Raw genomic sequence first — 25461 nt, 5'->3', positions numbered from 1 at the left:
TGGCCGATTCTGCGGGTTATTCGGTGGGCTTTGTCCCCCATGTGTCCCCGAGAATGGTGATTACCTTCGCAAACAGTTTAGACTTCCAGATTTTCATGCAGCCAGCGCCATGAGGGTGGATTCAAGGGTGGATAGACAAACCGCAAAATCCAACAGCCCGTTGATTTATAACGGAAAAATAAGATGGAGTGGTGCCGGTGATAGGACTCGAACCTACGACCCCATCATTACGAATGACGTGCTCTACCAGCTGAGCTACACCGGCGATCTGGTTTGCGAGAGGGCAGGGCCCGAAACGCTTGGTGAGGCGCTGATTACAGCCGGCTTGCCGGAATGACAAGCCAAATTGATCGCTGTTTTTGCATTCGCTACATGTGGAGTGTGGACAAAAAACCGGCCCGCGAAGGGGCCGGTTTCTGATCTATCCGCCGAAATCGTCCAGCATGATGTCTTCGCGGTCCACGCCCAAATCCAGCAGCATGTTGATGACCGACTGATTCATGATTGGCGGGCCGCACATGTAGTATTCGCAATCTTCGGGCGCGGGGTGGTTTTTGAGGTATTCCTCGAACAGGACGTTGTGGATGAAGCCGGTATAGCCATCCCAATCATCGCCCGGTTGCGGATCACTCAGCGCCACGTGCCATTCGAAGTTTGGGTTGTCCTTGGCCAGCCCGTCGAAATCTTCGACAAAGAACATCTCGCGTTTCGAGCGCGCGCCGTACCAGAAGCTGATCTTGCGCTTCGAACCCAATCGTTTGAGTTGATCGAAGATATGGCTGCGCATAGGCGCCATACCCGCACCGCCGCCAATGAAGACCATTTCCTTCTCGGTGTCACGAGCGAAGAACTCACCAAACGGACCAGAGATGGTGACCTTGTCGCCCGGTTTCAGGTTGAAGATATAGGACGACATCTGACCGGCCGGGATTCCCTCAGACCCCGGCGGGGGCGAGGCCACGCGCACATTCAGCATGATCATACCGCGCTCTTCGGGGTAGTTGGCCATGGAATAGGCGCGCTCGATCGGTTCGCTCACAGTGGACTTGTATTGCCACAGATTGAACTTGTCCCAATCCTCGCGATACTCCTCCTCGACGTCGAAATCGGTGTAAGCGAGTTGGTGCGCAGGTGCTTCGATCTGGATGTAGCCACCCGCGCGGAAATTCACGTCCTCGCCTTCAGGCAGATCCAGCGTCAGCGCCTTGATGAAGGTCGCCACATTCTCGTTCGAGCGAACCGTGCATTCCCATTTCTTGACACCAAAAACCTCTTCGGGCACTTCGATATCCATGTCCTGCTTGACGGCGACCTGACAGGACAGCCGATCACCGCAGGAGGCTTCGCGTTTGGTGATATGGCTTTCCTCAGTTGGCAGGATGGAGCCGCCGCCGGAATGCACTTTCACCCGGCATTGCGCACAGGTGCCACCGCCGCCGCAGGCCGAGGGAACGAAAAGCTTCTGTTCGGCCAGCGTCTGCAGCAGCTTGCCACCAGCCGGGACCGAGATGGTTTTTTCACCGTTGATGGTGATGTTGACATTGCCGGTCGAGACCAGCCGCGAGCGGGCGACCATGATGATTGTCACCAGCGCCAGAACGATCAGGGTGAAAAGGACGATGCCAAGTGTAAAGGTTTCCATGTGCCAGTCCCTTTACAGTTTGACGCCCGAGAAGGACATGAAGGCCATCGCCATCAGCCCTGCGGTGATAAAGGTGATGCCAAGCCCCTGAAGCCCGTCCGGAATGTCCGAATACTTCAGCTTCTCGCGCACGCCTGCCATGGCGGTGATCGCCAGCGCCCAGCCGAAGCCCGACGACAGACCATAGGTGGTCGCCTCGGCGAAGTTGTAGTCTCGTTCCACCATGAAAAGCGAGCCACCGAGGATGGCGCAGTTCACTGTGATCAGCGGCAGGAAAATCCCCAGCGCGTTGTAGAGCGGCGGGAAATACTTATCGAGGATCATCTCGAGGATCTGCACCATGGCCGCGATCACGCCGATATACGAGATCAGCCCGAGAAAGGTCAGGTCCACATCCGGAAAGCCCGCCCAGGACAGCGCACCGGGCTTCAGCAGATAGTTCAGCAGCAGGTTGTTGGTGGGCACGGTGATCGCCTGCACTACCATGACCGAGATGCCCAACCCGATCGCGGTCGAGATCTTCTTGGACACGGCGATGAACGTACACATGCCGAGAAAGAAGCTGAGCGCGAGGTTTTCGACAAAGATGGCCTTTACGGCCAGTGAGATGAGACCTTCCATTAGTGTGCCTCTACCTGCTGGATTTTGTATTCACGCTCTTCCACCTGGTTCGGCTTCCATGTGCGGAAGGCCCAGATGATCAGCCCGATGATGAAGAACGCCGAAGGCGGCAGCAGCAGCATGCCGTTGGGAACGTACCAGCCGCCATTATTCACAGTTTGCAGGATGGTGACGCCGAACAGCGACCCGGCCCCGAAAAGCTCGCGCAGGAAGCCCACCAACAACAGGATCAGGCCATAGCCCATCCCGTTGCCCGCGCCATCGATGAAGGACGCGACCGGAGGGTTCTTCATGGCGAAAGCTTCGGCACGGCCCATCACGATGCAGTTGGTGATGATCAGTCCCACAAAGACTGAGAGTGTCTTGGAAATTTCGAAGGCGTAGGCCTTGAGGATCTGGTCCACCAGGATCACCAGCGACGCGATGATCACCATCTGCACGATGATCCGGATCGAGCCCGGAATATGGTTGCGCAAGCACGAGATGAAGAAAGACGAGAACGACGTCACGAAGATCACCGCCAGCGCCATCACCATCGACACCTGCAGCGACGAGGTCACCGCCAGTGCCGAGCAGATGCCCAGCACCTGCAAGGTGATCGGGTTGTTGTCGACAAGCGGGTCGACCAGAAGTTCCTTGCGTGTCTGTGACATCAGATCTCTCCTGCTTGCAGTCGTTCCAGGAAGGGGCCGTAGCCCTCTTCACCCACCCAGAAGCGCACGAGGTTATCCACGCCAACCGAAGTCAGCGTGGCCCCGGCCAGTGCGTCTACATAGAAGTCCGGCCCGGCGGCGGGCTGTGACTTGGCGACGGTGATCTGCACGTCGCCATTGTCGTCGCGCAGCTTCTTGCCGCTCCAGAGCGCCTTCCAGCGCGGGTTGTCCACCTCGGCGCCGAGGCCGGGGGTTTCGCCATGCTGGTAGAATTGCAGGCCGAAAATGTCGTTGCCATTGTTTTCCAGCGCGATGAAGCCATAGAGCGTCGACCACAGGCCATAGCCGTGTACCGGCAGGATCACCTTGTCGAGCGATCCGTCCTCGGCTTTCAGCAGATAGATCACCCGGTACTTGGCCTTGCGACCGATCCCTGCGAGATCATTATCAAGCGCGACGCTCAGTTCAGGGTCCGAGGCGGCGGCGATATCGTCGAAAGTGGCGGCATCGAACTGGTCGGTGAACTCGCCAGTGGCGAGGTCCAGCACCTGCGGCTCAAACGCGGCAAAGGCTTCGGCAACATTCATGCCGGGTTCATAGACACCAGCGACCTGCAGAACATTCAGCTGCTTGTCGCGCAGCTTGTTGGCCTCTTGCACAGGGCGCAGGGACACGGCAGCTGCCGAAACCACCATCGAGGCAAAGAGGCAGAGCGCCACTGCAACGAAAAGGGTCTTGGGCACCGAGTCGGCGGGCATCGCGAGAAAACGCCCGATCAGGCCCTTGGGTTCGGGGTTTTGTGCATCAGACATGACGACGCGCCCTCCGCTTGATGTTGGCCTGTACGACGAAATAGTCGATCAGCGGTGCAAAGACGTTGCCGAAAAGGATTGCCAGCATCATGCCTTCCGGGAAAGCCGGATTGACCACACGGATCAACACAACCATGACACCGATCAGCGCGCCGTACCAATAGCGGCCCACATTGGTGTGGCTGGCCGAGACCGGCTCGGTCACCATGAAGGCCAGACCGAAAGCATAGCCGCCCAGCACGATATGCCAATACCAAGGCATGGCGAACATCGGATTGGTGTCTGACCCGATCAGATTGAAGAGCAGGGACATGCCAATGGTCCCTGCCAGACAGCCCACGATCAGGCGCCAGTTGGCGATCTTGGTGATCAGCAGGAAGGCCAGACCGATCATACAGGCCAGCGTTGAGGTCTCGCCCAGCGAGCCTTGGATAAAGCCAAGGAACGAATCCATCCAGGTTATGCCCTGTGCGGCGAGGTCCTGGTAACCGCTGGAGGCTGAGATCGACAGTGTTGTCGCGCCCGAAAACCCGTCAACCGGCGTCCAGACAGTATCGCCCGACATGTTCGCAGGATAAGCGAAATATAGGAACGCGCGCCCCGTCAGGGCCGGGTTGAGGAAGTTCTTGCCAGTGCCGCCAAACACCTCTTTGCCGATGACAACACCAAAGGAGATGCCCAGAGCAACCTGCCAGAGCGGCGCCGTGGCGGGCATGATCAGCGTGTAAAGCATGGATGTGACAAGGAACCCCTCATTCACCTCATGTCCGCGCACGGTGGCAAAGACCACTTCCCAGATACCGCCGATGACCAGAGTGGTCACGTAGATCGGCAGGAAATACAGGAACCCGTGCGCCATGTTGGCGAAGATGCTGTCGGGGTTCAGCGAGATACCGAACATCTGCAGCAACGCGATCCGCCAGCCGGTCGCGGAGTCGGGTCCCAGAATGGCGATGGCCTGATTGGCCTGATAGCCGTTGTTGTAAAACGCCATCAGGATGCAAGGGATCGTTGCGATCACGACATAGGTCATGATGCGCTTCATATCCACGTAAGACCGGGCGTGCGGCGCAGCCTTGGTCACCGTTTTCGGCGTGTAGATGAAGCTTTCCACCATCTCGTAGATGGGGAAGAGCTTCTCGTATTTGCCGCCCTTGGTGAAATTCGGCTCGATCCGGTCAAAGAAGCTGCGCAAACCCATTCGGCTCAGCCCTCCTTTTCAATCTTGGTCAGGCAGTCCCGCAGGGCCATCCCGTATTCATATTTCGCCGGGCAGGCAAAGCCCACAAGGCCGAGATCCTCTTCGTCCAACTCCAGCGCTCCAAGCGCCTGCGCGCTGTCGGTATCCATCACCAACATGGCCCGCAACAACTGTGTCGGCAGGTAATCCTGCGGCATCAGCTCTTCGAATGTGCCCGTGGGCACCATGGCCCGGCGGCCGCCGTTGAGGTTGCTGGTCAGGCCGTAGACCTTTTTGGCAAAGGCCGAGCCCAGCACCGGCTGCACCGCGTATTTCGATGGCATCGGGCGAATCCAACCCATCGGGATTTGGTCGTGATCCTCACGGATCAGGGTGATCTGACGGGCGAAACGGCCCAGATAGGCCTCGGGCCCGTCGGCCTGACGCCCGCTCAGGATCGAACCCGAAACGACGCGGACCGGATCGGTGCCAGTGACCTCATCCCGGGTCAGATCGTCGGTCGAGGCTCCCATCACGGTGCGCACCAGACGCGGGCGCGCGGCCATGGGGCCACAGATCGCCACAACGATACTGGGGTCCAGATGCCCGGTCTGGACCAGCCGACCGATGGCAATCACGTCCTGATAACCGATGGTCCAAACGCTGTCCGCCGCGCCCACCGGGTTGAGGAAGTGGACATGTGTTCCCGCCAGACCCGACGGGTGCGGGCCGGAGAAACCCGCCGCCTCAACACCCGGCAAATCGCCGCCGGGGATGGCATCGCCCGTCTTGTGGCACAGATAGGTTATGCCCTCGGTCAGCAGCGAGACCGCTTTCACGCCAGCCTCAAACGCCTGCCCGGCATCCGCGATGATCAGGGCTGCGTCACCGGCCAGCGGTTCGCTATCCATGGCGGTGATGAAAATCGCCTGCGGCGCGGTGCCGGGAACAGGCATTTTGGAATAGGGCCGGGTGCGGAAGGCAGTCCAGAGGCCAGCAGCGCAGAGTTTCTCGGTTAGCCCCTCGGCAGTGTCGGCATTGCCGGTCGCGCTGAAATCAAGGCCGGTGTCATTAGCATCGCCAACTTCGATCACCACACTTTGCAGAACCCTGCGCGCGCCACGGTTGATCGCAGCGACCTTGCCGGTCACCGGGGCGACCATCATCGCCTGCGCCGCATCCTTGTGGCAGAAGAGCGGAGTGCCGCGTTGCACCTCATCACCTTCCTGCACCAGCATCTTGGGTTTAAGACCGATCGTATCGGCACCCAGAACGGCGACGCTCCGGTAGTCCGGCCCGGGGTGGATTGTCTGTTCGGGCGCCCCGTCCACCGGCAGGTTCAGCCCTTTTTTCAAATCGAATGTCCGCATTGGCTCGCTACGTTGTTGCACGCTCGACTCCGCAAGTGGTGCTTCCCTAACGGATGCCCGCCACAAAGCAAATACCCTTGCGCAGTGATCCTGTTGTGAAAGCCGCGGCGCGGATTGTCGCGCCTCTTATTGCGCTTGTGTATTCATGGCAATCCGTTCGGGTGATAAGGCTGTGATTTTCTTCGGGTTTTGATCCAATTGCTACTTTATCCACCGTCCAGCGCGGTCCGGGCCAGAGATTCAGCCTGTCTCAGGTCGCGTTGTCGAAATGCCGCATCCAGAGCAGCCAGATCCGATTGCGCCGCTTGCTTATCGCCGTTTCGTGCCTGACGGGCGAGCGCCGCGCGGGCGGGGCGAACAGTGTCGGCATAAAGATGTGCGGCCTGCAGGCCTGTCTGCAGCGTCTTTGCCGCCGCATCCACCTGTGCAATCGCCGCAGGGAAATCGAGACGGCGGGTCAGAGTGTCAGCCTCGCGCAGCAATTTCGTCACATGCTTGATTTCCGGCTGGGCGCATTTGTCCTGCTGGACCTGCCGCAATTGATCGCGCTGCCGGAAGAGTTGCTTGAACGAGCTAGCATAGCGGCCATTGTCCAGCACCGCCTGAGTCAGATTTATGCAAGCCGCCCGCGACTGGTTGAGCAGATGCAGCGCCTTTTTCTCGTCGGGCAGCGCCTTGCGGGCATCCTTGGTCATCTCGATGATACGCCGCAATTCGCGCTGGATCGGGCCGCCGGTCTTGAGCCCCTGCAGCGCCTTGATATGAGCCAGGATCTGGACATGCGCGCGGGTGAATTCTGTCGCCTCCTCGGTCGGGCGCAGCTTGTCCATCAGGTCAAGCCCGCGTGTCCCGATCTGCAATTCGGTGCGGGCCTTGCGCATCATCAGTGCCGCCCCGACCCAATTGGAGCTTTTCGCGAAATTGTCGGCGTCATTCATCATCTCGCGCACCGTCTCGATCACCGGTCTGGCATTGCCACCCCCCGGAGCATGCGATTCCAACCGTGCGATTTCGGCCTCGATCTCGTGGCGGACCTTGTTGCAGTTGGCGGCGCGGACGGCCTCCTGCATCATCGCCGCGTGGCGGGCCTCCTGCGCCTCGCAGGCGATGGTGGCCTGATCAAAAGCGCCGCGCGCCTCGGCGGCCTGACGACGCTTGTCGTCGCTTTCGAGCCGTTTCAGATAATCCTCGACCGCAGCAGCCCCATGCCCCCGAGCCTGAGCGCGGGTTTCGGCCAGACGCTTGGCAAACCCTTTCGCCTCGCCCAGATATTCGGTCACATCGTCGATTTCCCGGTCAAGCGTGCGCCCCGACGCTTCTTGAGCCGACAGGGTTGCGACCGCCTCAGCCGCGTCGCCCTGCGCGGCGGCTTTGCGCGCCGCACCAATGGCGGCGGCTATCGGGCCGGTCAGATCCTTCAACAACTGCCCGGCTTTGGGAGGCAGGGCGCGGACCCGGTTCAGGCGGCCCTCAGCCTCGGCCAGCAACGGCTCAAACTCCGCCGGCCCGCGATCCTTACCGCCGGACCCGGCTGAAGAGGTGATTCCAAAACGTTCAAGAAAGCTCTGTTGGGTCTGTGTCAGCATCTGGTCGGGCCTTGGGGGCATATCGCCGGGCGGGTTCTAAGTCAGTGTGGCGTTCAAATGGGCGCGCGCCAACTCATTTTTTGCGCGATGCACAGAAACCAACCCGCCGAAATTGTTATTTTGTAGCCTCTTGCGAAACGATCTGAATTTGAGTTGATTAGGGCAAGTCATTTGTTAAGGCAGCGCCATGACGTATTTGAACTTCGGTACATACCGGAAGGGTCTGACCCTTGTGGCACTCCTCGCAATGACGAGTCTGATGCCCGGCAGGCCGGTGCTGGCCCAGTCGGCGTCAAACCTCGCACCGTCCACGTTTCAGCCCGAATCCCTGCGGCCTTCAAGCGGTCCGGTGACTGTGGCGCGCGACCCGGGTGCCTCGGCACCACCGGGGTCCGAGAACCTGTTCGTGACCGTTGGCAATGTCGATCTACAGGGTGCTTTGCCGCAAATGGCCCAGGCCAACGCGGCCTTCCGCCAGTCGCTGATTGGGAAACAGGTCGCAGTTGCGCGCATTTTCAGCGCCGTGCGGCGGCTTGAGACGGAATATGCCGAGGCGGGGTTTGTGCTGGCGCGGGTGGTGCTGCCGCAACAGACCCTTCGTGATGGCGGCACGCTGCGCATCGTGGTGGTGGACGGGTTCATCGAAAGCATCGACTCCAACCGGGTGCCGGAACCGGTGCGCAATCGCATCGTGAGGCTGACCGATCCGCTAATCGGCAAACGAGGCATTCAACTGCGTGATATCGAACGTGCGTTGCTACTGGCGGGCGACACCTATGGTGTACGGCTATCCTCGACGCTCAAGACCGGGCAGGCGGATGGCGGCACAATCCTGGTTCTGGACGGCGAATACAAACGCCTCACCGGGTCATATGGCTTTGACAACCTGCTTGAAGATGACCTGGGAACTGTCAACTTTAATGCCGGACTTGAGCTGAACAGCGCCCTTGGCTTGGGTGAGACTTTCTACGGCAGGATCGGCGGCGCGGTGCAGGATTACTTCTCGAGCGATCCGCGTTATCGCATCTTTGCTGCTGGCGCCGTAGTTCCGATCGGCACAAATGGCATGACCTTCAACGTCGAAGGCACCGCCAGCCGCGCCAATCCTGACAGAGATTTCGCGCCCACCACCAGCGAATTCGACCGCCTGTCGTTCCGGCTGTATTATCCCTGGATCAGGTCGAGGCAGTTCAACCTGACATCGCAGCTTATTTTCGACCGCGTCAGTGATGAGCAGAAGCTGGTCAGCGATACTGGCGATCTGCCGATCTATAATGATGATCTCAGCGTATTGCGAGCGACGGTTGACGGGAGTTGGACTTTCGAGAATGGCGCAGCGCTGCAGGCGGGTGCGGTTTTTTCGAAGGGGCTGGATGCGTTTGGAGCGAGTTCCGAATCCGACGACACGCCCTTGTCGGTCCAGGGGGCCAGCGCCGAGTTCAACAAGCTGGTAATTAGCGCGCGCTATGACATGGCGTTCAACACCAACTGGATTCTGGGCCTAAGTGGTCGCGCGCAAACCAGCTTTGGCGACCCGCTGGTCACCTCGGAGCAGATGAGCGTCGCAGGGACCGGTGAAATGTCGACCTTTGATGCAGGCACGCTGCAGGGGGATGACGGCTATATCGTGCGGGCCGAGATCGGCCGCCAGAATCGGACCACGGTCGGGGGATTCCCGATTCTGGTCAAACCATACCTGTTTGGCGCCTATAGCCAACTTGGGCTGGAACAGCCCACTATTGTGGAACAAAGTACGACAAAAGCATCGGCATATGGCGTGGGGCTCGAGGTTTTGATGCTGGAGGAGTCCTCCTTCAGCTCCGGCACCCTGCGGCTTGAGTTCGGTAGGGGAGAACGCGATGACAATGGCCCGGAAGGCAACCGCTTCGGTATTGTTGCAAGCCGCAGGTTCTAGGCGGCTGGCGGCACGGCTCTGGCTCAGCGCGGCTCCGGCGGCGCTGCTGATCGCGGCGGCACCGCTGGCCGCGCAGGAACTGCCCACCGGCGGGAAGGTGGCTGCGGGCAACGCGACGATCGCAACACCCGGGCCTGGTCGGATGACCATCAACCAAAGTAGCAAATCGGCTGTCATTAACTGGAACACGTTTTCAGTCGGGCAGGGTGGGCGTGTCGACATCGCCCAGCCTTCGGCGCAATCGGCGACGCTGAACCGGGTGACCGGGAATGCGACCAGCAACATTCACGGCCAGATCAACGCCAACGGTCAGGTCTTTGTGGTCAATCCCAACGGAATTTTCATCGGACCCAATGGCCAGATCAACACGCGCGGTTTCGTGGCCTCCTCGCTTGATATCCGGAACGATGACTTTATGGCAGGCCGCTACCGGTTCGAAGGCAACGGCGCTTCGGCCGGGGTCGAAAACGCAGGCCTGATCCAGTCGGTGCCGGGCGGCTATGCGGCGCTGATCGGTGGCAAGGTCAAGAATTCCGGCGTTATTCGTGTGCCGCTAGGCAAGGTCGGTCTTGGTGCGGGCGAACAGGTAACACTGGACTTCACCGGTGACGGCTTCCTGCAGGTGGCGGTGCCGTCAAACGGCGACGACACCATGGAGGCACTGGTCGAGAATTCCGGCGCGATCGAGGCCAATGGCGGGCAGGTGCAATTGATGGCCGCCAGCGCGCGCGACGCGGCACGGCAGGTGGTCAACATGTCCGGCGTGATCGAGGCCCGCTCGGTCAGCGGTCGCAATGGTGCCGTGGTGCTGGGCGGCAGCGGTGGTGGTGTTCGGGTGAGCGGACGCATCAACACCTCGGCTGAGGTGGTACTGGTAGAGACATCTCCGAGGCCGGTCGCGCGACCGATCCAGGGCGGTGACATCACCATCACTGGCGAGGCGATCACCTTGGCCGGTGCCGAGTTGGATGCCAGCGGCGCTGGCGCCGGTGATGGCGGCCTGATCCGTGTGGGCGGCGACTTCGCCGGAGACGGCAACCTGCAGCGCGCGGCGACAACCTTCGTCGATGCGGCGACACGCATTTCAGCCGATGGTGGCGCATCCGGGTCCGGCGGCCGGATTGCGATCTGGTCGGATATCCTGACCGAGTTCGACGGAACAATTTCTGCTCGGGGCGGTGATCTGGGCGGCGATGGCGGCTTTGTCGAGGTCTCGGGTCTGGAGACGCTCCGATACCGCGGCCTGACCGATACCCGTGCGCCGAATGGCGAGGCCGGTATGCTGTTGCTCGATCCGGTCGATATCGTTGTGGATGCCGCCGACGCGGCGACTATAAGCGGCAATCTTGAGTCCACCAATATCACGCTCGACACCAGCGCGTCGGGTCCCGACGACGGCAATATCACCATAAACGCCAATATCGCCTGGACCTCCTTCAACCAGTTTCAGCTGCTCGCAGACAATGACATCGCGCTAAACGCCCAGATCAACGGACCCAGCGGGACCTTTGCATTGGATGCGGGCGGCACGATCACCACCAACGCCGCTGGTGTGATCAACGTTGACACGTTCTTTCTGGATGCGGGTGATTGGTTCCAGGAATCCCTAACCCTCCCCGGTTTCACCGTCACGGATTTCCAGATCAACCCGACTGACGGCAGCTTTCTGCGCGTTCTCGACGGCAATGGCAGCGAAGCTGACCCATATATCCTGACCGATATCTACGGTGTGCAAGGGATGGACAGCGACAGCCTGCATGCCTCGCATTTCCGGCTGGCCAACGATATCGACGCATCGGGGACCGTTAACTGGGGCGGTGGCGAAGGCGGCTTCACCCCGATTTTCAGCTTTGACGGCTCGCTTGATGGTGACCAGCATGAGATCGATGGTCTGGTTGTCATTGACGCCCCGCAGGGCGGGTTGTTCGAGAACTTGAACGAAACGGCGCGGGTCTTTGATCTTGGTGTGACCAACGCCGATATCAGCGGCGGCGAAGCTGGCATTCTCGCGACCAACAATGACGGCTCAATTGAGAATGTGATCATTACCGGGACGGTTGGCAGCTTCGACGGTCCGGCGGGTGGCATAGTGGCCTTCAATGGGGGCTCCATCACCGATAGCACTGCCGATGTCTCGGTAGATGCAAGCGGCGGCGAAGGCACCGAAGGTGGGATCGCGGCAGGCGGGCTTGCGGGTATCAACGACGGGACAATTACCCGATCGAACGCCGCTGGGGATGTGCTGGGTAGCGATTTCAACCTTGGTTTCACGATCAATGCAGGTGGTGTGGCGGGCCTCAATTTCGGCACGATTCAAAGCTCATACGCGACGGCGGACGTGTCGGCGGTGCAGTTCGCAGACGGCGGCACCGGACGGGCCGGCGGTCTGGTCGGGCTGAACGACGGACTGATCATCGACAGCTATTCCACGGGGGCTGTCACGGTAAGCAACTTTGACACAAATATCGCCGGTGGGCTTGTGGGTGCCACCGGGAATAGCGGTACGGATGTCGCCTCGTTCTGGGACACAGAGACTTCGGGGCAGACGACCAGTGCTGGCGGCACCGGGCTTACCACCGCAGAATTCCAGGACACCCAGGGGTTCTTTGACCGGACAAGCGCTGATTGGGATTATCTGAATGACTGGGCACCCGGCACCCAAGGGCAGCACCCGCTGAACCTGACCACCAGCCCGGTGGTGTTCGTACAGCCAGATGATCTGGCATCGGTGCAATACGGCCAAACGGACACCGCGAGCACGACTGGCACCGTCTCGGGCGGTGCCGCAGCTTATGTTTTTGGTGCCGAAGGAGATACTCTGGACACGTCGGGGCTGCTTTCGGATCTGAGCTTTGGGCAGGTGAGCGTGGGTGACACCACCTTTGTGCCGACCGACACCAGCATCAACAGCAACTTTGGTGAACCATACCAGGTCATCTCGCTGACCGGGAACACAACCATCACACCGGCCCCGCTGACCATCACCGCCACTGATCAGGACCGGGTTTACGGCGACGATTTTGCGTTCCCGGAGACTCAGTTTCCACAAGACGATGCCGGTCCGCAATTCGCGTTTGAGACCCCGGGATTCACGGTAACCGGAGAGCTGTTTTTCGAAGATTCGGTTAGTGACGTGACGCTCAGCAGCCCCGGGGCAGAGCAATTCGCAGCTGTGACCGACAGCCCCTATGACATCACCGCCAGCGATGCGATCGGCTTCGGGCTGACGAATTATGACATCACCTATGAAACCGGTGCGCTGACTGTCGATCCAGCTCCGCTGACCGTAACCGCAAACGACCAGTCGCGAATCTATGGCGACGATTTCACGCTGCCTTCGGACGGGTTCACGGTAGATGGGTTGGTCAACCCCGCCGATGACGTGAGCAGCGTCACCCTTACGAGTGACGGCGCAGAGACCTTCGCCGCAGCTTCGGACACACCCTACGCGATCGTTGCCAGCGATGCGGCAGGAGAAGGTGTCAGCAACTACGACATCACCTATGTGGATGGCGATCTGGATGTGGGGCGGGCCTCGCTGCTGATCGTTCCGGATGATGCGTCTCGCGTCTATGGCGATGATTTTGCCTTTGCCGGCACCGAGTTCACGACCATCGGAGAGGCTCGCGAAGGCGACATTACCATGGTCGATCTTTCCAGCGAGGGTGCCGCGCAATTCGCACCGGTTCTGACGACTGGTGACGGGGACGATGGTTCACCATTCTATCAGATCCTTGCAGACAACGCTTCGGGTCCGGGTCAGGGCAATTACGACATCAGCTATGACATCGGTTTTCTGGATATTGACCCGGCACAGCTAACAATCACCGCATCCGACCAGATTAAGCCGGATGGCGAGGCATTCGAGTTTGCGGGTACCGAATTTACCGTCTCCGGTCTGGTAAACCCCGCTGATTCCGTCGATACGGCCGAATTGTCCAGTGAGGGTGCCGCCGCGGATGCAAGTTTCGAAGGATCACCCTATGTCATCAACATATCTGATGCCTCGGGCAGCGAAGGTCTGACGACGAACTACGCCATCACATATGAAACAGGCAGTTTCTTTGTTGTGCAACCGGACAGCGTGAACCCGCCGCCGACACCGCCAACAAACCCACCACCACAGGGTCGATACCGCAACGCCGGCGAGATCGGAACCGATGGCGGTGAAGGCGGTGATGGCGGCAGCGGAGGCGGCACCGCGGTGACCCCTGCAGTGGCCGCAGAAGAAACGCTGCAAGCGGTCGAAGGGGCCTCTAGCGAGTTCGAGGCACAGGCCTCGGGCTGTGTCAGCGAAGACGTGGCTGACTATTTGGCCTGCGTTGCCAGTGCGATGGACGAATATGCGCAAGATCTCGAAGCGATCGCGGCAGGGCTACCGCCGGGGCTTGAGAGTATCGGCGACATTATCAACGGCGCCAGCGCGGGTGTGCGCGCGGCCGGTGAAAAAGCGCAGGCGCGCTTGGCGCTGGCCACCACCGAAGCCGAACGCCAGCAGATTCGCCGCGAGGCCATTCAGGAGGCGCGCGTGGCGATCCGCAGCGCGCAAACCGAGATTCGCAAAGCAATCAGCCTGATCCGCGCCCAAGATCCCGAGCTTGTGAGTTTGCAAAGAGAGCAAGTTGAGACGATAGTAGCCGCCGTGGGCAGTGCCGAGATTGGTCTGTCCCGCGTGTTGGAACTCTGACGACTGGGAAAATAAAGAGTGCGTTTGATCCGTTTGATCATGGCTTTAGGGCTGTTTTTGTTGTGCGCGACGCAAGCGTTTGCGGAAAAGCGCGTGGCGCTCGTCATCGGAAACTCTGACTACGAATCGGTCGGCGGGCTGGACAACCCGGTCAATGACGCCTCGGATCTGGCAATCGCGCTTGAAGGGCTGGGGTTTCGGGTGTTTCTAGGCACCGACCTGAACCGGGACGAAATGCTGTCGCTGGCCGAATCCTATGGGGTGACGGCGGCCGATTCCGACGTCTCTTTGTTCTTTTATGCCGGGCATGGGTTTCAGGTTGGCGGGCAGAACTATCTGGTGCCGGTCGATGCGCATCTCACCTCCGGGGCGGATATTCCTGAACAGACCGTGGCGATGGGCGACATCGTCAGCCGGATGGAACGGTCCGACGGGCTCAAGCTGATCATTCTGGACGCCTGCCGCGACAATCCGTTTGAGGAAACCACAGGTGAGGGTGGTCTGGCCCGGATCGGCAGCGCGGCGGATTTCATGTTCGCCTATGCCACTCAACCCGACAATGTGGCCTATGACGGCACCGGGCGGAACAGTTTCTTCACCGAGGCGCTGCTGAGCCATATCTATACGCCCGGGCAGGATATCTCGGACCTGCTGATCTCGGTCCGTAAAGACGTGATTGCGGCGACTGGCGGACGCCAGGTCCCATGGGACAATTCCTCGCTCACCCGTCAGTTCCGCTTCGATAACAGCCCGGTCACAGCGTCCGAGGAAACCCTGCTGTGGCAGGTCGCCGCCAGCGCGCAGGACCCACAGTTGATGCAGCTCTATATGGATCGGTATCCGCAGGGCTCTCATACCAGCGATGTATTGGCGTTTCTGGACAATTCCGAAACCTTGACCCGCAAACTGAACATCGAGGATCGCGATGCCGAGGCGGAGCGGCTCTGGAAACTGGCGCAGCGCAGCCGGATGCGACCCCTGCTGGAATTCTATCTGGAACAATATCCCGAAGGGGCCCATGCCGAGCAGGCGCGCCGTCTGGTGAAATCCATTCCTCGCCGCGAGGACACGACGCCCGGTGGTATGTGCGAGCGTCTGGCCACCCATCCCCGCGACAGTACGGCCAGCCTGACGGGGGTTCCCTTTGCGCGGCTGAAACAGAACGCGATAACCGCAATCCAGGCCTGCGGCGCGGCGGCGGCGCAATCGCCCGATCTGCCGCATTACGTGGCGCTGCTTGCCCGTGCGACGATCGCAGCAGGCGATGTGGATCGCGCAGTTACACTCTATCAGCGTGCGGCTGATCGGGGCGATTTGCGCGCGATGGTCAGCCTTGCGCAACTTTATGAAAGCGGCATGGGCGTCCCGCAGGACGTTGGACGCGCGGTTTCGCTGAACGAAGCCGCCGCAGAGGGCGGATCGCTAGACGCGATGATCAATCTCGCCGTAACGCTGTTCGAAGGCACAAACGTGCCCAAGGATGATGCCCGCGCGATCGACCTGCTGCAACGGGCCGCGCGCGAAGGGTCATCCAAGGCCACGTTCAATCTGGGCGTGCTGGCGCAGGACGGTCTGGTCGGTTCACCCGAAGACGCGCTGAGTTATTTCCAGAAAGCCGCGCGGGATGGCGAGCATCAGGGCTATCTGGCCGCTGCGATTCTGCTGGATGAGGGCAGGGGACTGCCGCGCGATCCGGCGGCCGCGGCCGAGATGCTTCTGCGCGGTGCTGCCGAAGATGACGGCGCGGCCATCGCGCAGATGACTGACGGTGCTGCAAACTGGTCGCGCGATACGCTGATGGAAGTGCAGAAGCGCCTTCAAAAGGCCGGGTATTACAACAGCACCATTGATGGGCTGTCCGGTCCGGGGTTCGAGAATGCGCTGGAGCAATGGCGTAATGGCGGTTTCTCGGCAGAGGTGCTGTAGGGCCACCACTACTAGCCATCATCCTGTATCAGACTAAAAGGCCGCGCAATCGAGCGCGGCTTTATCGGTTTTGGTCTACTCTTAGCGATACATGGGTGGACGGGCATCAACCCAGGCGCCGTCCTTGCTGCCCGATTCCGCCACCGCAAACACCGCCGCCATCGACCGCAAACCGTCCGTTGCACGGGGATAATGATCTGCTGCAGGGTCCATGGCGCGGCCCTCTTTGCGAGCGCGGATCGCCTCGGCCAGATCACTGTAGATATTCGCGAAAGCCAACGGCATACCCTCGGCATGACCGATCGTGACGCGCGTGGTGCGGTCGGCTTCGGGTGACAGGTTCGCCTCTCCCCGCTCGATGGTTTGCAAGCGCCCGTTCAGCGGCATGTAGTACAGCTGGTTGGGATGTTCCTGCGACCAGCGCAGCCCGCCGGTCTCGCCAAAGACCTGCAGCGTCAACCCATGCTGGCGACCAATGGCCACCGACGAGGTCCAGAGCCGCCCAACCGCGCCATCCTGCATCCGGAAATTGACCATCGCGTCATCTTCCAACTCGCGCGAGGCGATGCAGGAGACGGTATCGGCGGAGAGCTTATGCACCTCCTGCCCGGTCACGAAACTGGCCATGTGCAGCGCGTGAATGCCGCAATCTGCAAACTGCGCCGAGACACCAGCCTGCGCCGGGTCATAACGCCAGCGCACGCGCGGATTGTCAGCATCCTCTGCATCGGCGTGGTGGCCATGGGCAAACTCGGCCTTGACCAGCCGCACCTTGCCCAGATCGCCGCGCGCAATCATCGCCTTCATATGGCGCACCAACGAATAACCGGAATAGCCGTAATTCACGGCACAGATCGCGCCTGTGCGCTCAGCGGTGCGCACGATATCCTCGCCTTCCTCAACCGTCATGGTCATCGGCTTTTCGCAGAGCACGTTGAACCCGGCCTCCAGAAAGGCCTTGGTGATCTCGTAATGGGTTGCGTTGGGCGTCGCCACGGTCACCAGATCGATCCGGTCTGCGCGGTCCCGCTCACCTTCGAGCATTTCGCGCCAGTCGCCATAGGCGCGGTCAGTAGCCAAACCAAGCCGCTGGCCATAAGCGCGGCCTTCGTCGGGCCGGTGATCCAATGCACCAGCAGCGAAGTCAAAAGCCCCGTCCAACCCCGCACCCAAGCGGTGGGCCGGGCCGATCTGGCTGCCTTCACCGCCACCGATCATGCCCCATTGCAGTTTTGCCATCTGCCTGATCCTCAGTTGAAGCCAATGGATTCAAGATGCTCGCGATTGGCGCGCGCATCGTCGGTTGGGCGGATATCCATGGTCGGATCGCAATCCTGCTCGACCGTGCACCAGCCGGTGAACCCCGCATCCAGAAGCACCTGACGGACGGCGGCGAATTCCACGTCGCCCTGGCCCAGATTGCAGAAGATACCCTGGCCGCAAGCGTCATAGAAACCAGTACGCTTCTCGATCACATCTGCTTTAACTTCCGGATCGATATCCTTAAAATGCATATAGGAAATGCGACCTACGTTACGCTTCATAAACGCAACCGGATCGAAACCTGCATAAGAATGGTGACCGGTGTCGAAGCAAATTTTCAGGATCTTTTCGTCTACTTCGTCCAGCAGCCGTTCCAGTTCGGGCTCGAAATCCATGAAACCGCCAGCATGGGCATGAATACCCACGGTCAGCCCGTATTCCTCGGTCCCGATCCGTGCGGTTTCCGCAATACGGTCGCGATAGGCGGCCCATTCAGCGGCATCCATCTGCTCGGCCTCATGTGCTCGCCCGGCGGTCGGCGCGCGACGTTCCGAGATCGAATCGATCAGCACCAGATGCTGCGCGCCATGGGCAACCAGCGCTTTGCAGGTGCGGTGGGTGCCATCCAGCACCTCCTCCCATTGCGCCGGATCGTGGTAGGGGCGGAAGACAACGCCACCGATCAGTTCCAGATCATGTTCCGCCAGCGCATCTGCCAGTTGTGCCGGGTCTTCGGGCATGAAGCCCACAGGCCCCAATTCGATACCCTTATATCCGGCTTCGGCACATTCCTTCAGCACCGTTTGCCAATGTGGATTGCGCGGATCATCCGCAAACTCGACGCCCCAGGAGCAGGGTGCATTGCCAATTCTTATGCTCATTTTGGTGCCTTTCGGATGCTCAGAGCGTTGCAACATCTTGCCAGGATCGCGTCTCGGACGAGGTCCAGGCCGCTTCGATGACGTGGTTCACCGCCAGACCGTCCCGGAACGTGGGAAAGACCGGTTGACCGGAGTCGATTGCCTTCAGGAAATCATGTGCCTCGATGATGATCTGGTCCTGATAGCCGGTACCGTGACCCGGCCCCTGACAGAAGGGCTGGTAATCTGGATGCGCGGGGCCGGTCAGGATCTTGCGGAAGCCCCGCTCGGCCTCGGGCCCTTCGGCGCGGTAGAGCCAGATCGCGTTCTGATCCTCCTGATCGAAGCGGATCGAGCCTTTGGTGCCAAAGATCTCGTAAGCATAGCCCATCTTGCGCCCGGTGGCGACACGGCTGATATAGAGATGCCCCATCACTCCGTTTTCAAACCGGCACATGATCTGCGCCTGATCGTCATTGGTCACGGTCCCGCCGGGGCGTTCGGAATGCACTGTTTCGATATCCGCCATGACCGAGCGGATCGGGCCAATCAGCGCCAAAGCCGCATTCAGGATATGTGGCGCCAGATCCCCCATATTGCCGTTGGCGCGGCCTTCGGCGCGCCATGTGGCAGGAGCAAGCGGATCGGAATAGAAATCCTCGGTATGTTCGGCGCGAAACCAAGTGACATCACCGATTTCGCCATCACCAATCAGCTTGCGGGCGAATTGGCTGGCCGGTGTGCGGATGTAGTTATAGGCCACCATATTCGCCTGTCCGCTGGCTTCTGCCGCCTCCACCATCGCTTGCGCTTCGGCCACCGAGGTGCCCATGGGCTTTTCGCACATGACCGGCTTACCAAGGGCAAAGGCGGCCTCGGCAATCTCGCGGTGCAGGGCCTGTGGCGTGGCGATGATGATTGCATCGACCCGCGGGTCCTCGACCAGCACACGCCAGTCATGGGTTGCCCGCGCGAATCCGAACGCGTTGCGATAGCGTTCGGCAGACTCGGTGCTGCTGGCGCAGATCATCTCAAGCCGGGGCCGCAGCCGCGTTTCGAACACGGTGCCTACGGCGGCCATGGCAACCGAATGCGCCTTGCCCATATAGCCGCCGCCAACGATACCGATCCCAATTTCTGCCATGGCCGTTCCCACCTTTGCGCAAATACAGTTTGCAACCGGTTGCAAAATTAGTATCCTCGGAATCGATCCTGCGCAAGTGGCTTTCGATCCACTTGCCGCGCCCGCATCGATTTGAGGGAACCAACAGATGAGCGACGATACGATCCGCCTGACCACCGCGCAGGCCATTATCCGCTGGCTGGCAAACCAGTTCATCGAAATCGACGGGCAGGAATACCGTTTATGCGGCGGCGGCTTTGGCATCTTCGGCCATGGTAATGTGACCTGTCTGGGCGAGGCGCTGCATGGGGTTCAGGACGAACTGCCGCTCTATCGCGGGCAGAACGAACAGAGCATGGGATTTGCCGCCGCAGGTTATTCCAAGCAATGGCTGCGCCAGCGCTTCATGTTCTGCACTGCTTCTGCCGGGCCGGGCACAACCAACCTGCTGACCTCTGCCGCATTGGCCCATGCCAATCGGCTGCCGATGCTGATGCTGTGCGGCGATACCTTCCTCACGCGCCTGCCGGACCCGGTGCTGCAACAGCTGGAGCATTTCGGGAACCCGGCGCTGGGTGTGAATGACGCCTTCAAGGCAGTCAGTCGGTACTGGGACCGGATCACCCACCCCGCGCAGGTGGTCCAGTCGCTGCCGGCGGCGATTGCCACCATGCTGGACCCCGCCGATTGCGGTCCCGCCTTCCTGGGCCTGCCGCAGGATGTGCAGGGTTGGACCTATGATTACCCGACGGTGTTCTTCGAGAAGAAGGTTCACCATATCCGCCGTCAGGCCCCGGATGAGGCGGAACTCGCCGCAGCCGTTCACCTGCTGAAATCCGCCGAACGCCCGATGATCATCGCCGGGGGTGGCGTGCAGTATTCCAAGGCGGTGGCCGAACTGACCAGCTTTGCCGAAGCGCATCAGATCCCCGTGGTCGAAACCATCGCAGGCCGCGCCAACCTGCTGGACAGCCATCCGCTGAATATTGGCCCCATCGGCGTGACCGGGTCGGACAGCGCCAATGCAGTGGCCGAGGCTGCCGATGTCATTCTGGCGGTCGGCACGCGGTTGCAGGATTTCACAACTGGCTCATGGACGGCCTTTGCCAAGGATGCCCGTTTCATCTCGATCAACGCGGCGCGCCACGATGCGGGCAAGCATATGTCGTTGCCTGTTGTGGGTGATGCGAAACGGTCGCTGGATTCACTGGCCAGTGCGATGGCGGGCTACAAAGCGCCGCAAAGCTGGACCGGCTTCGCGCAAGGCGAGCGCAGGACATGGAACGCCTATGTGGCCGAGAATGTGGCCTACGGAAATCACCCGAACTCCTACGCGCAAGCCATTGGCGTGGTTAACGAATTTTGCGACCCCCGCGACCGGGTTGTTGCTGCCGCAGGCGGGTTGCCCGCCGAGGTCACCGCCAACTGGCGCACGCTGGATATCGGCACGGTGGATGTAGAGTTCGGCTTCTCCTGCATGGGTTACGAGATTTCCGGTGCCTGGGGCGCGCGGATTGCTCAGTCGGAGACCGAGCCGGATCAGGACACCATCGTCTTCATCGGCGACGGGTCCTACATGATGATGAATTCCGACATCTACTCCTCGGTCCTCAGCCGCAAGAAGCTGATCATTCTGGTGCTCGACAATGGCGGGTTCGCGGTGATCAACAAGCTGCAGAACAACACCGGCAATGAAAGCTTCAACAATTTGATCGCCGATTGCCCCACCGTGCCCGAGCCCTTCGGCGTCGATTTCGAGGCGCATGCGGCAGCGATGGGGGCCATCGCGGAAACCGTCGAAAACCCTGCCGAACTGGGCGAGGCGTTCAAACGTGCCAAGGCCAGCGACAAGACCCACGTGATCTGCATGAAGGTCGACGCGTACGATGGCTGGACCGCGCAGGGCCATGCTTGGTGGGAGGTCGGGACGCCCCATATCACCGACAGCGACAAGGTACGCGAGGCCCATGTGGATTGGGAAAGCAGCCGCTCCAAACAGCGTCGGGGCGTGTGATGAGCAATCTGCTGGAAGGCATCAAGGGCAACCGCTTTGCTGTATTTGGACGCGCGGGCATGGACATGTTCGCCGATCCGGTCGGCACCAAGAGCGAGCACGCAGTGAGTTTCCGCGCTGATCTGGGCGGCTCATCGGCCAATATCTGTGCCGGTCTGGTCAAGCTGGGATCGCAGGCGGCGCTGGTCACTTCGGTTTCCGATGATGCGGTGGGGCGGTTCTGCGTGAATCGGCTGCAGCATTACGGCGTCGATACGCAGTATATTCGGGCAGTGGGCGGCGAGGCGCGCAGCTCGCTCGCAGTCTATGAAAGCTGTATGGAAGATTTCCAGAACGTCATCTACCGCAATGGTGCGGCAGATTTTCAGGTGACCGAAGCGGATATGGACGTAGTGGATTACAGCGCCTTCACCGCGCTTATCACGGCTGGCACAGTCTTTGCCGCCGAACCCTCGCGCGGGGCGACATTTCGCGCTTTCGAAAACGCCCGTGCTGCCGGACTGCCGGTGATCTTCGACATCGATTACCGCCCGTATAGCTGGCCGTCGCCAGAGGTCGCCGCCGATGTGCTGTCGCGCGCGGGCGAGGAAAGCGACCTGATTGTCGGCAATGACGAAGAATTTGGCTTCATGGCTGGCGGTATCGAAAAGGGCCTCGACAAAGCCCGTGAATTGGCCGCAAAGCCGGGCCGCATCGTCATCTACAAAATGGGTGAAGAAGGCGCTGTAACCTTTTCTGGTGGCGAAGAAATTCGTACTGGAATCTACCCGGCCACCGCTGTCAAACCCAACGGGGCGGGCGATAGTTTCATGGCGGGGCTGCTGTCCTCCATCGCGGCGGGCCGCGACCTGCGCGACGCGGTGTTGCGCGGTTCTGCCTGTGCCTCGATCGTTGTGTCGCAACCCGGCTGCGCCCCCGCGATGCCGACCACAACCGAACTTCAAGACTTCATCGCATCCCACCCCGGCCCATCAGAGGCCGCATAAGAGGATCACAAAATGCATATCCCTCCTTTTGACAATCAGAACAAACCCATCGTCGATGCTGATGACGGGCTGGTGCCGCTGAACTATTTCAACATCGTCAAGCTCAAGAAGGGCGAGGCGTTCGAGTATCAGGTGCCGGGATACGAGACCTGCATCGTGCCCGCCACCGGTCGCGTCGATGTTGAGGTCGAGGGGGTGTCCTTCACTGCCCTTGGCAATCGCGGCGAAGATGTCTGGGATGGCGAGCCGGAAGGGGCCTATGTACCATCAGGAGCCAAGGTGCGAATCGTGTGCGTCTCGGATGAGACCGAAACCTTCATCGCAGGCGCGAAATACGACAAGGTGCTGGAGCCTTTCGATGTGCGCGAACCCGACCTCGTGCAATATGGCAGCGATGACACCAAGACCCATCGTAAGATCAAACATATCCTGGGCCAGAAACAGGCGGACAAGGTTGGGCGCCTGCTGGTCTCGGAACTGTTCACCGTGGGGCAGGGCGGCTGGTCGGGCTTCCCCTCGCACAAGCATGATACCAACCGTCTGCCCGATGAGACCCGTCATGACGAGACCTACAATTTCCGGTTCAAGCCGAACTGGGGCTCGGGTCTGCAAATGCTGCAGCGCGAGGAAGGCAAGGCGGGGGATGCCTATCACATTGTCGACGGCTCGACGATCTGCATCGACAAGGGCTATCACCCCTGTGCGGTGCTGCCCGGATACGAGATGTATTACTTTACCATTCTCGGCGGTCTGACCCAGCGCTCGCTGGTGCAGTTCTTCCAGCCCACCCATGCCTATCAGGTCGAGACTATTCCTGGCATCAAGGATATGGTGGCGAAGTTCAAATGACGCTTGCGACGCTTGCAGATGTGCTGCAACCCGCGTTGCGGCAAGGCTATGCCGTGGGCGGTCTGGTTACGCTCGGCTGGGAGGACATGCGCGCTTATGTGGCTGCGGCCGAGGCCGAAGCTGTACCGGTGATCCTGCAGGCCGGGCCAAGCTGTCGCGCCCATACGCCGCTTCCCGTTCTGGGCAAGATGTTCCGGCATCTGGCCGAAAGCGCGTCTGTGCCTGTAGTGGCCCATCTCGATCATGGCTACACGCTGGAGGAATGCCGCGAAGCGCTCGACAGCGGGTTCACCTCGCTGATGTTCGACGGCTCGCGAAAGCCTTTGGCGCAGAATATCGACGAAACCGCGGCAATTGCGGAAATGACCCATGCGGCGGGTATTTCCTGTGAGGGTGAGATCGGCTTCGTGGGCTATTCCGGAGGCGAAAGCTCTGCCGGAACCGACCCTGACGAGGCCGCGCAATTTGCCCGCGAGACCGGGGTGGACGCCATGGCGATCTCGGTCGGCAATGTGCATTTGCAACAGGAAAGCTCTGCCGGGCTGGACGAGGACCGTATACGCGCCATTGAGGCGGTAACGGCTGTGCCACTGGTCATCCATGGCGGCTCGGGCGTGCCCGAAGCGCAGCGCCGGTCGCTGGCGCGAGGCACAAGTATCTGCAAGTTCAACATCGGCACCGAGCTGCGGATGGCTTTTGGTGCCGCCCTGCGCGACGCGGTGAACCGCGACCCGGAGCGTTTCGACCGGGTGCAAATACTCTCCGAAACGCATGACCCGCTGGTCGACGCCACCCGAACCGTCCTGCGCGCCTTTGGTGGTGGGGCGCAATAGGCGCTTTTTCCTTTCACCGGACGGCCTGATCTGCTACCTACACAAAAATAGTTACTGTGTAGGTATGTGAGGTGGCGGTGGCCGACTCTTATCCTCTGGCGGTGCAGACCACCTATCGCGATCTGCTTGACCGGCATTTGCGACGGCCCCGGCCAGACGTGCCGGGCAGTATCCTGCTGGTGTCGAACAAGGGCGGGGCCTATTGGGTCGCGCGTCAGCGGGTCGGACAGGGGGTTGTCGAGCAGCGCATCGGCCCGGATACCACAGAGATACGCGCGCAGGCCGAGCGACTGAAGGTCGAGAACGACAAGGCGCAGGATTGGAACCGCGATGCGGGCGCGCTTGTGGCGCAATTGCGGGCGGCGCGGATGCCGGTGCCAACGGCGGGGACTGGCAAACTGATCAACGCGCTGGACCGGGCCGGTTTTTTTGCGGAAGGCGGCGTGTTGGCGGGCACCCATGCGTTTGGGCTTTATGCCCTGGAACTGGGTGTGCGGCTTGAGGATGCGCTGGCCCTGACCGAGGATGTGGATATCGCCGCCACAAAAGCAGTGCGGGTACTGGCGGATGAGACCGCCAGCCTGACCCGCGCGCTGGACGTGATCGGATTGCGCCCCGTTGCCGGACCGATGGAGCCGCACCCAGTGCGCTGGGAAACAGCCGACGGCGTGGTGCTGGATATCCTGACGCCCAAACGGCGCGGCGGCGAAGCGGTGGTGCATCACGACGGTCTGGGCGTCTGGGCGCAGGCGCTGCCTTATCTCGACTACCTTCTGGCCGATCCCATAGCCGCAGTGCTGCTCTATCGCGAAGGGGTTCTGGTGCGCATTCCCGCGCCGGAACGCTATGCGGTGCATAAGCTGATCGTCGCCTCCGCGCGCACAGGTACCCATCGCGCCAAGTCCGACAAGGACTTGCATCAGGCCGCCGCGTTGATCCGGGTTCTGGCCGACGCGCGGCCCTATGAATTGGCCGCAGCCTATGATGTGGCAAAGGCCAATGGACCGAAATGGCGCAGCGCAATCGCGGCTTCCTTGCGCCGCCGGGAAGACATAGCGGCCATTTTGGACGATCTGCACCGCTGAGTTGTGCGAAAAGGTACATCAAAAGACCCGGAAACGAATTGATACCACCGGCCCGC

Annotated in this window: 18 protein-coding genes and 1 tRNA gene; 8 read left to right on the top strand and 11 right to left on the bottom strand. The window is 60.7% G+C overall.

The genetic code is table 11. The features are described 5' to 3' along the window. Nucleotides 1–189: 189 nt before the first annotated feature. From Q5Y75_RS07825 to Q5Y75_RS07790, 8 genes are all read right to left on the bottom strand, one after another. Nucleotides 190–265: transfer RNA gene (locus tag Q5Y75_RS07825), tRNA-Thr, on the bottom strand. 156 nt (nt 266–421) lie between these two features. Continuing rightward, a complete protein-coding gene (gene nqrF / locus Q5Y75_RS07820) occupies nt 422–1642 on the bottom strand; it encodes an NADH:ubiquinone reductase (Na(+)-transporting) subunit F (protein ID WP_306196004.1) in 1221 nt (406 codons plus the stop codon). A gap of 12 nt (nt 1643–1654) precedes the next feature. Then, on the bottom strand, nt 1655–2263 hold the full coding sequence (gene nqrE, locus Q5Y75_RS07815; protein WP_306196002.1) for an NADH:ubiquinone reductase (Na(+)-transporting) subunit E: 609 nt from the start codon (nt 2261–2263) through the stop codon (nt 1655–1657). After that, complete coding sequence (locus Q5Y75_RS07810) at nt 2263–2916, bottom strand: NADH:ubiquinone reductase (Na(+)-transporting) subunit D (RefSeq protein ID WP_306196000.1); 654 nt, start codon at nt 2914–2916, stop codon at nt 2263–2265. The genes nqrE and Q5Y75_RS07810 overlap by 1 nt, the downstream gene beginning before the upstream one ends. Then, a complete protein-coding gene (locus tag Q5Y75_RS07805) occupies nt 2916–3728 on the bottom strand; it encodes a Na(+)-translocating NADH-quinone reductase subunit C (RefSeq protein ID WP_306195998.1) in 813 nt (270 codons plus the stop codon). Before Q5Y75_RS07805 ends, Q5Y75_RS07810 begins: the two co-directional genes overlap by 1 nt. After that, nucleotides 3721–4929, bottom strand: coding sequence for an NADH:ubiquinone reductase (Na(+)-transporting) subunit B (locus tag Q5Y75_RS07800; protein ID WP_306195996.1), 1209 nt, complete (start codon nt 4927–4929; stop codon nt 3721–3723). The genes Q5Y75_RS07805 and Q5Y75_RS07800 overlap by 8 nt, the downstream gene beginning before the upstream one ends. A gap of 5 nt (nt 4930–4934) precedes the next feature. Continuing rightward, entirely contained in the window at nt 4935–6278 is a 1344-nt protein-coding gene (locus Q5Y75_RS07795; RefSeq protein ID WP_306196481.1) for a Na(+)-translocating NADH-quinone reductase subunit A, read from the bottom strand. 206 nt (nt 6279–6484) lie between these two features. Next, the gene (locus Q5Y75_RS07790; RefSeq protein WP_306195994.1) at nt 6485–7864 is read right to left on the bottom strand and encodes a hypothetical protein; all 1380 of its coding nucleotides are present in this window, start codon (nt 7862–7864) and stop codon (nt 6485–6487) included. A 259-nt stretch (nt 7865–8123) separates the two neighbouring features. Between Q5Y75_RS07790 and Q5Y75_RS07785 the strand changes: the two genes are divergently transcribed. From Q5Y75_RS07785 to Q5Y75_RS07775, 3 genes are all read left to right on the top strand, one after another. Beyond that, nucleotides 8124–9779, top strand: coding sequence for a ShlB/FhaC/HecB family hemolysin secretion/activation protein (locus Q5Y75_RS07785; protein WP_306195993.1), 1656 nt, complete (start codon nt 8124–8126; stop codon nt 9777–9779). Continuing rightward, the gene (locus Q5Y75_RS07780; RefSeq protein WP_306195992.1) at nt 9724–14466 is read left to right on the top strand and encodes a two-partner secretion domain-containing protein; all 4743 of its coding nucleotides are present in this window, start codon (nt 9724–9726) and stop codon (nt 14464–14466) included. Before Q5Y75_RS07785 ends, Q5Y75_RS07780 begins: the two co-directional genes overlap by 56 nt. A 93-nt stretch (nt 14467–14559) precedes the next feature. Next, nucleotides 14560–16392, top strand: coding sequence for a caspase family protein (locus tag Q5Y75_RS07775; protein WP_306195990.1), 1833 nt, complete (start codon nt 14560–14562; stop codon nt 16390–16392). 81 nt (nt 16393–16473) lie between these two features. On the opposite strand, the gene Q5Y75_RS07770 is transcribed toward Q5Y75_RS07775, so the two are convergent. Genes Q5Y75_RS07770 through Q5Y75_RS07760 form a run of 3 tightly spaced genes read right to left on the bottom strand, consistent with a single transcriptional unit; the run spans nt 16474 to nt 19659 of the window. Then, entirely contained in the window at nt 16474–17631 is a 1158-nt protein-coding gene (locus Q5Y75_RS07770) for a Gfo/Idh/MocA family protein (RefSeq protein ID WP_306195988.1), read from the bottom strand. 11 nt (nt 17632–17642) lie between these two features. Then, nucleotides 17643–18536, bottom strand: a complete 894-nt coding sequence (locus Q5Y75_RS07765) for a sugar phosphate isomerase/epimerase family protein (RefSeq protein WP_306195986.1) — start codon at nt 18534–18536, stop codon at nt 17643–17645. A 19-nt stretch (nt 18537–18555) separates the two neighbouring features. Further along, nucleotides 18556–19659: a Gfo/Idh/MocA family protein gene (locus Q5Y75_RS07760; protein WP_306195984.1), complete on the bottom strand. Its 1104-nt coding sequence runs from the start codon at nt 19657–19659 to the stop codon at nt 18556–18558. Between the two features lie 127 nt (nt 19660–19786). Between Q5Y75_RS07760 and iolD the strand changes: the two genes are divergently transcribed. The 5 genes from iolD (at nt 19787) to Q5Y75_RS07735 (ending at nt 25405) form a co-directional block, all read left to right on the top strand. Then, nucleotides 19787–21652: a 3D-(3,5/4)-trihydroxycyclohexane-1,2-dione acylhydrolase (decyclizing) gene (gene iolD / locus Q5Y75_RS07755; RefSeq protein ID WP_306195983.1), complete on the top strand. Its 1866-nt coding sequence runs from the start codon at nt 19787–19789 to the stop codon at nt 21650–21652. Then, a complete protein-coding gene (gene iolC, locus Q5Y75_RS07750; RefSeq protein ID WP_306195982.1) occupies nt 21652–22638 on the top strand; it encodes a 5-dehydro-2-deoxygluconokinase in 987 nt (328 codons plus the stop codon). The genes iolD and iolC overlap by 1 nt, the downstream gene beginning before the upstream one ends. Before the next feature lie 12 nt (nt 22639–22650). Beyond that, nucleotides 22651–23487, top strand: coding sequence for a 5-deoxy-glucuronate isomerase (locus Q5Y75_RS07745; RefSeq protein WP_306195981.1), 837 nt, complete (start codon nt 22651–22653; stop codon nt 23485–23487). Beyond that, nucleotides 23484–24320, top strand: a complete 837-nt coding sequence (locus Q5Y75_RS07740) for a class II fructose-bisphosphate aldolase (RefSeq protein ID WP_306195979.1) — start codon at nt 23484–23486, stop codon at nt 24318–24320. The genes Q5Y75_RS07745 and Q5Y75_RS07740 overlap by 4 nt, the downstream gene beginning before the upstream one ends. A gap of 77 nt (nt 24321–24397) precedes the next feature. Continuing rightward, nucleotides 24398–25405: a GSU2403 family nucleotidyltransferase fold protein gene (locus Q5Y75_RS07735; protein ID WP_306195977.1), complete on the top strand. Its 1008-nt coding sequence runs from the start codon at nt 24398–24400 to the stop codon at nt 25403–25405. Nucleotides 25406–25461 lie beyond the last annotated feature (56 nt).

Source organism: Ruegeria discodermiae (assembly GCF_030758345.1).
Lineage (GTDB): Bacteria > Pseudomonadota > Alphaproteobacteria > Rhodobacterales > Rhodobacteraceae > Ruegeria_C.
The sequence above is the reverse complement of the archived record's forward strand: the minus strand, read 5'-3'. Positions and strand labels throughout refer to the sequence as shown.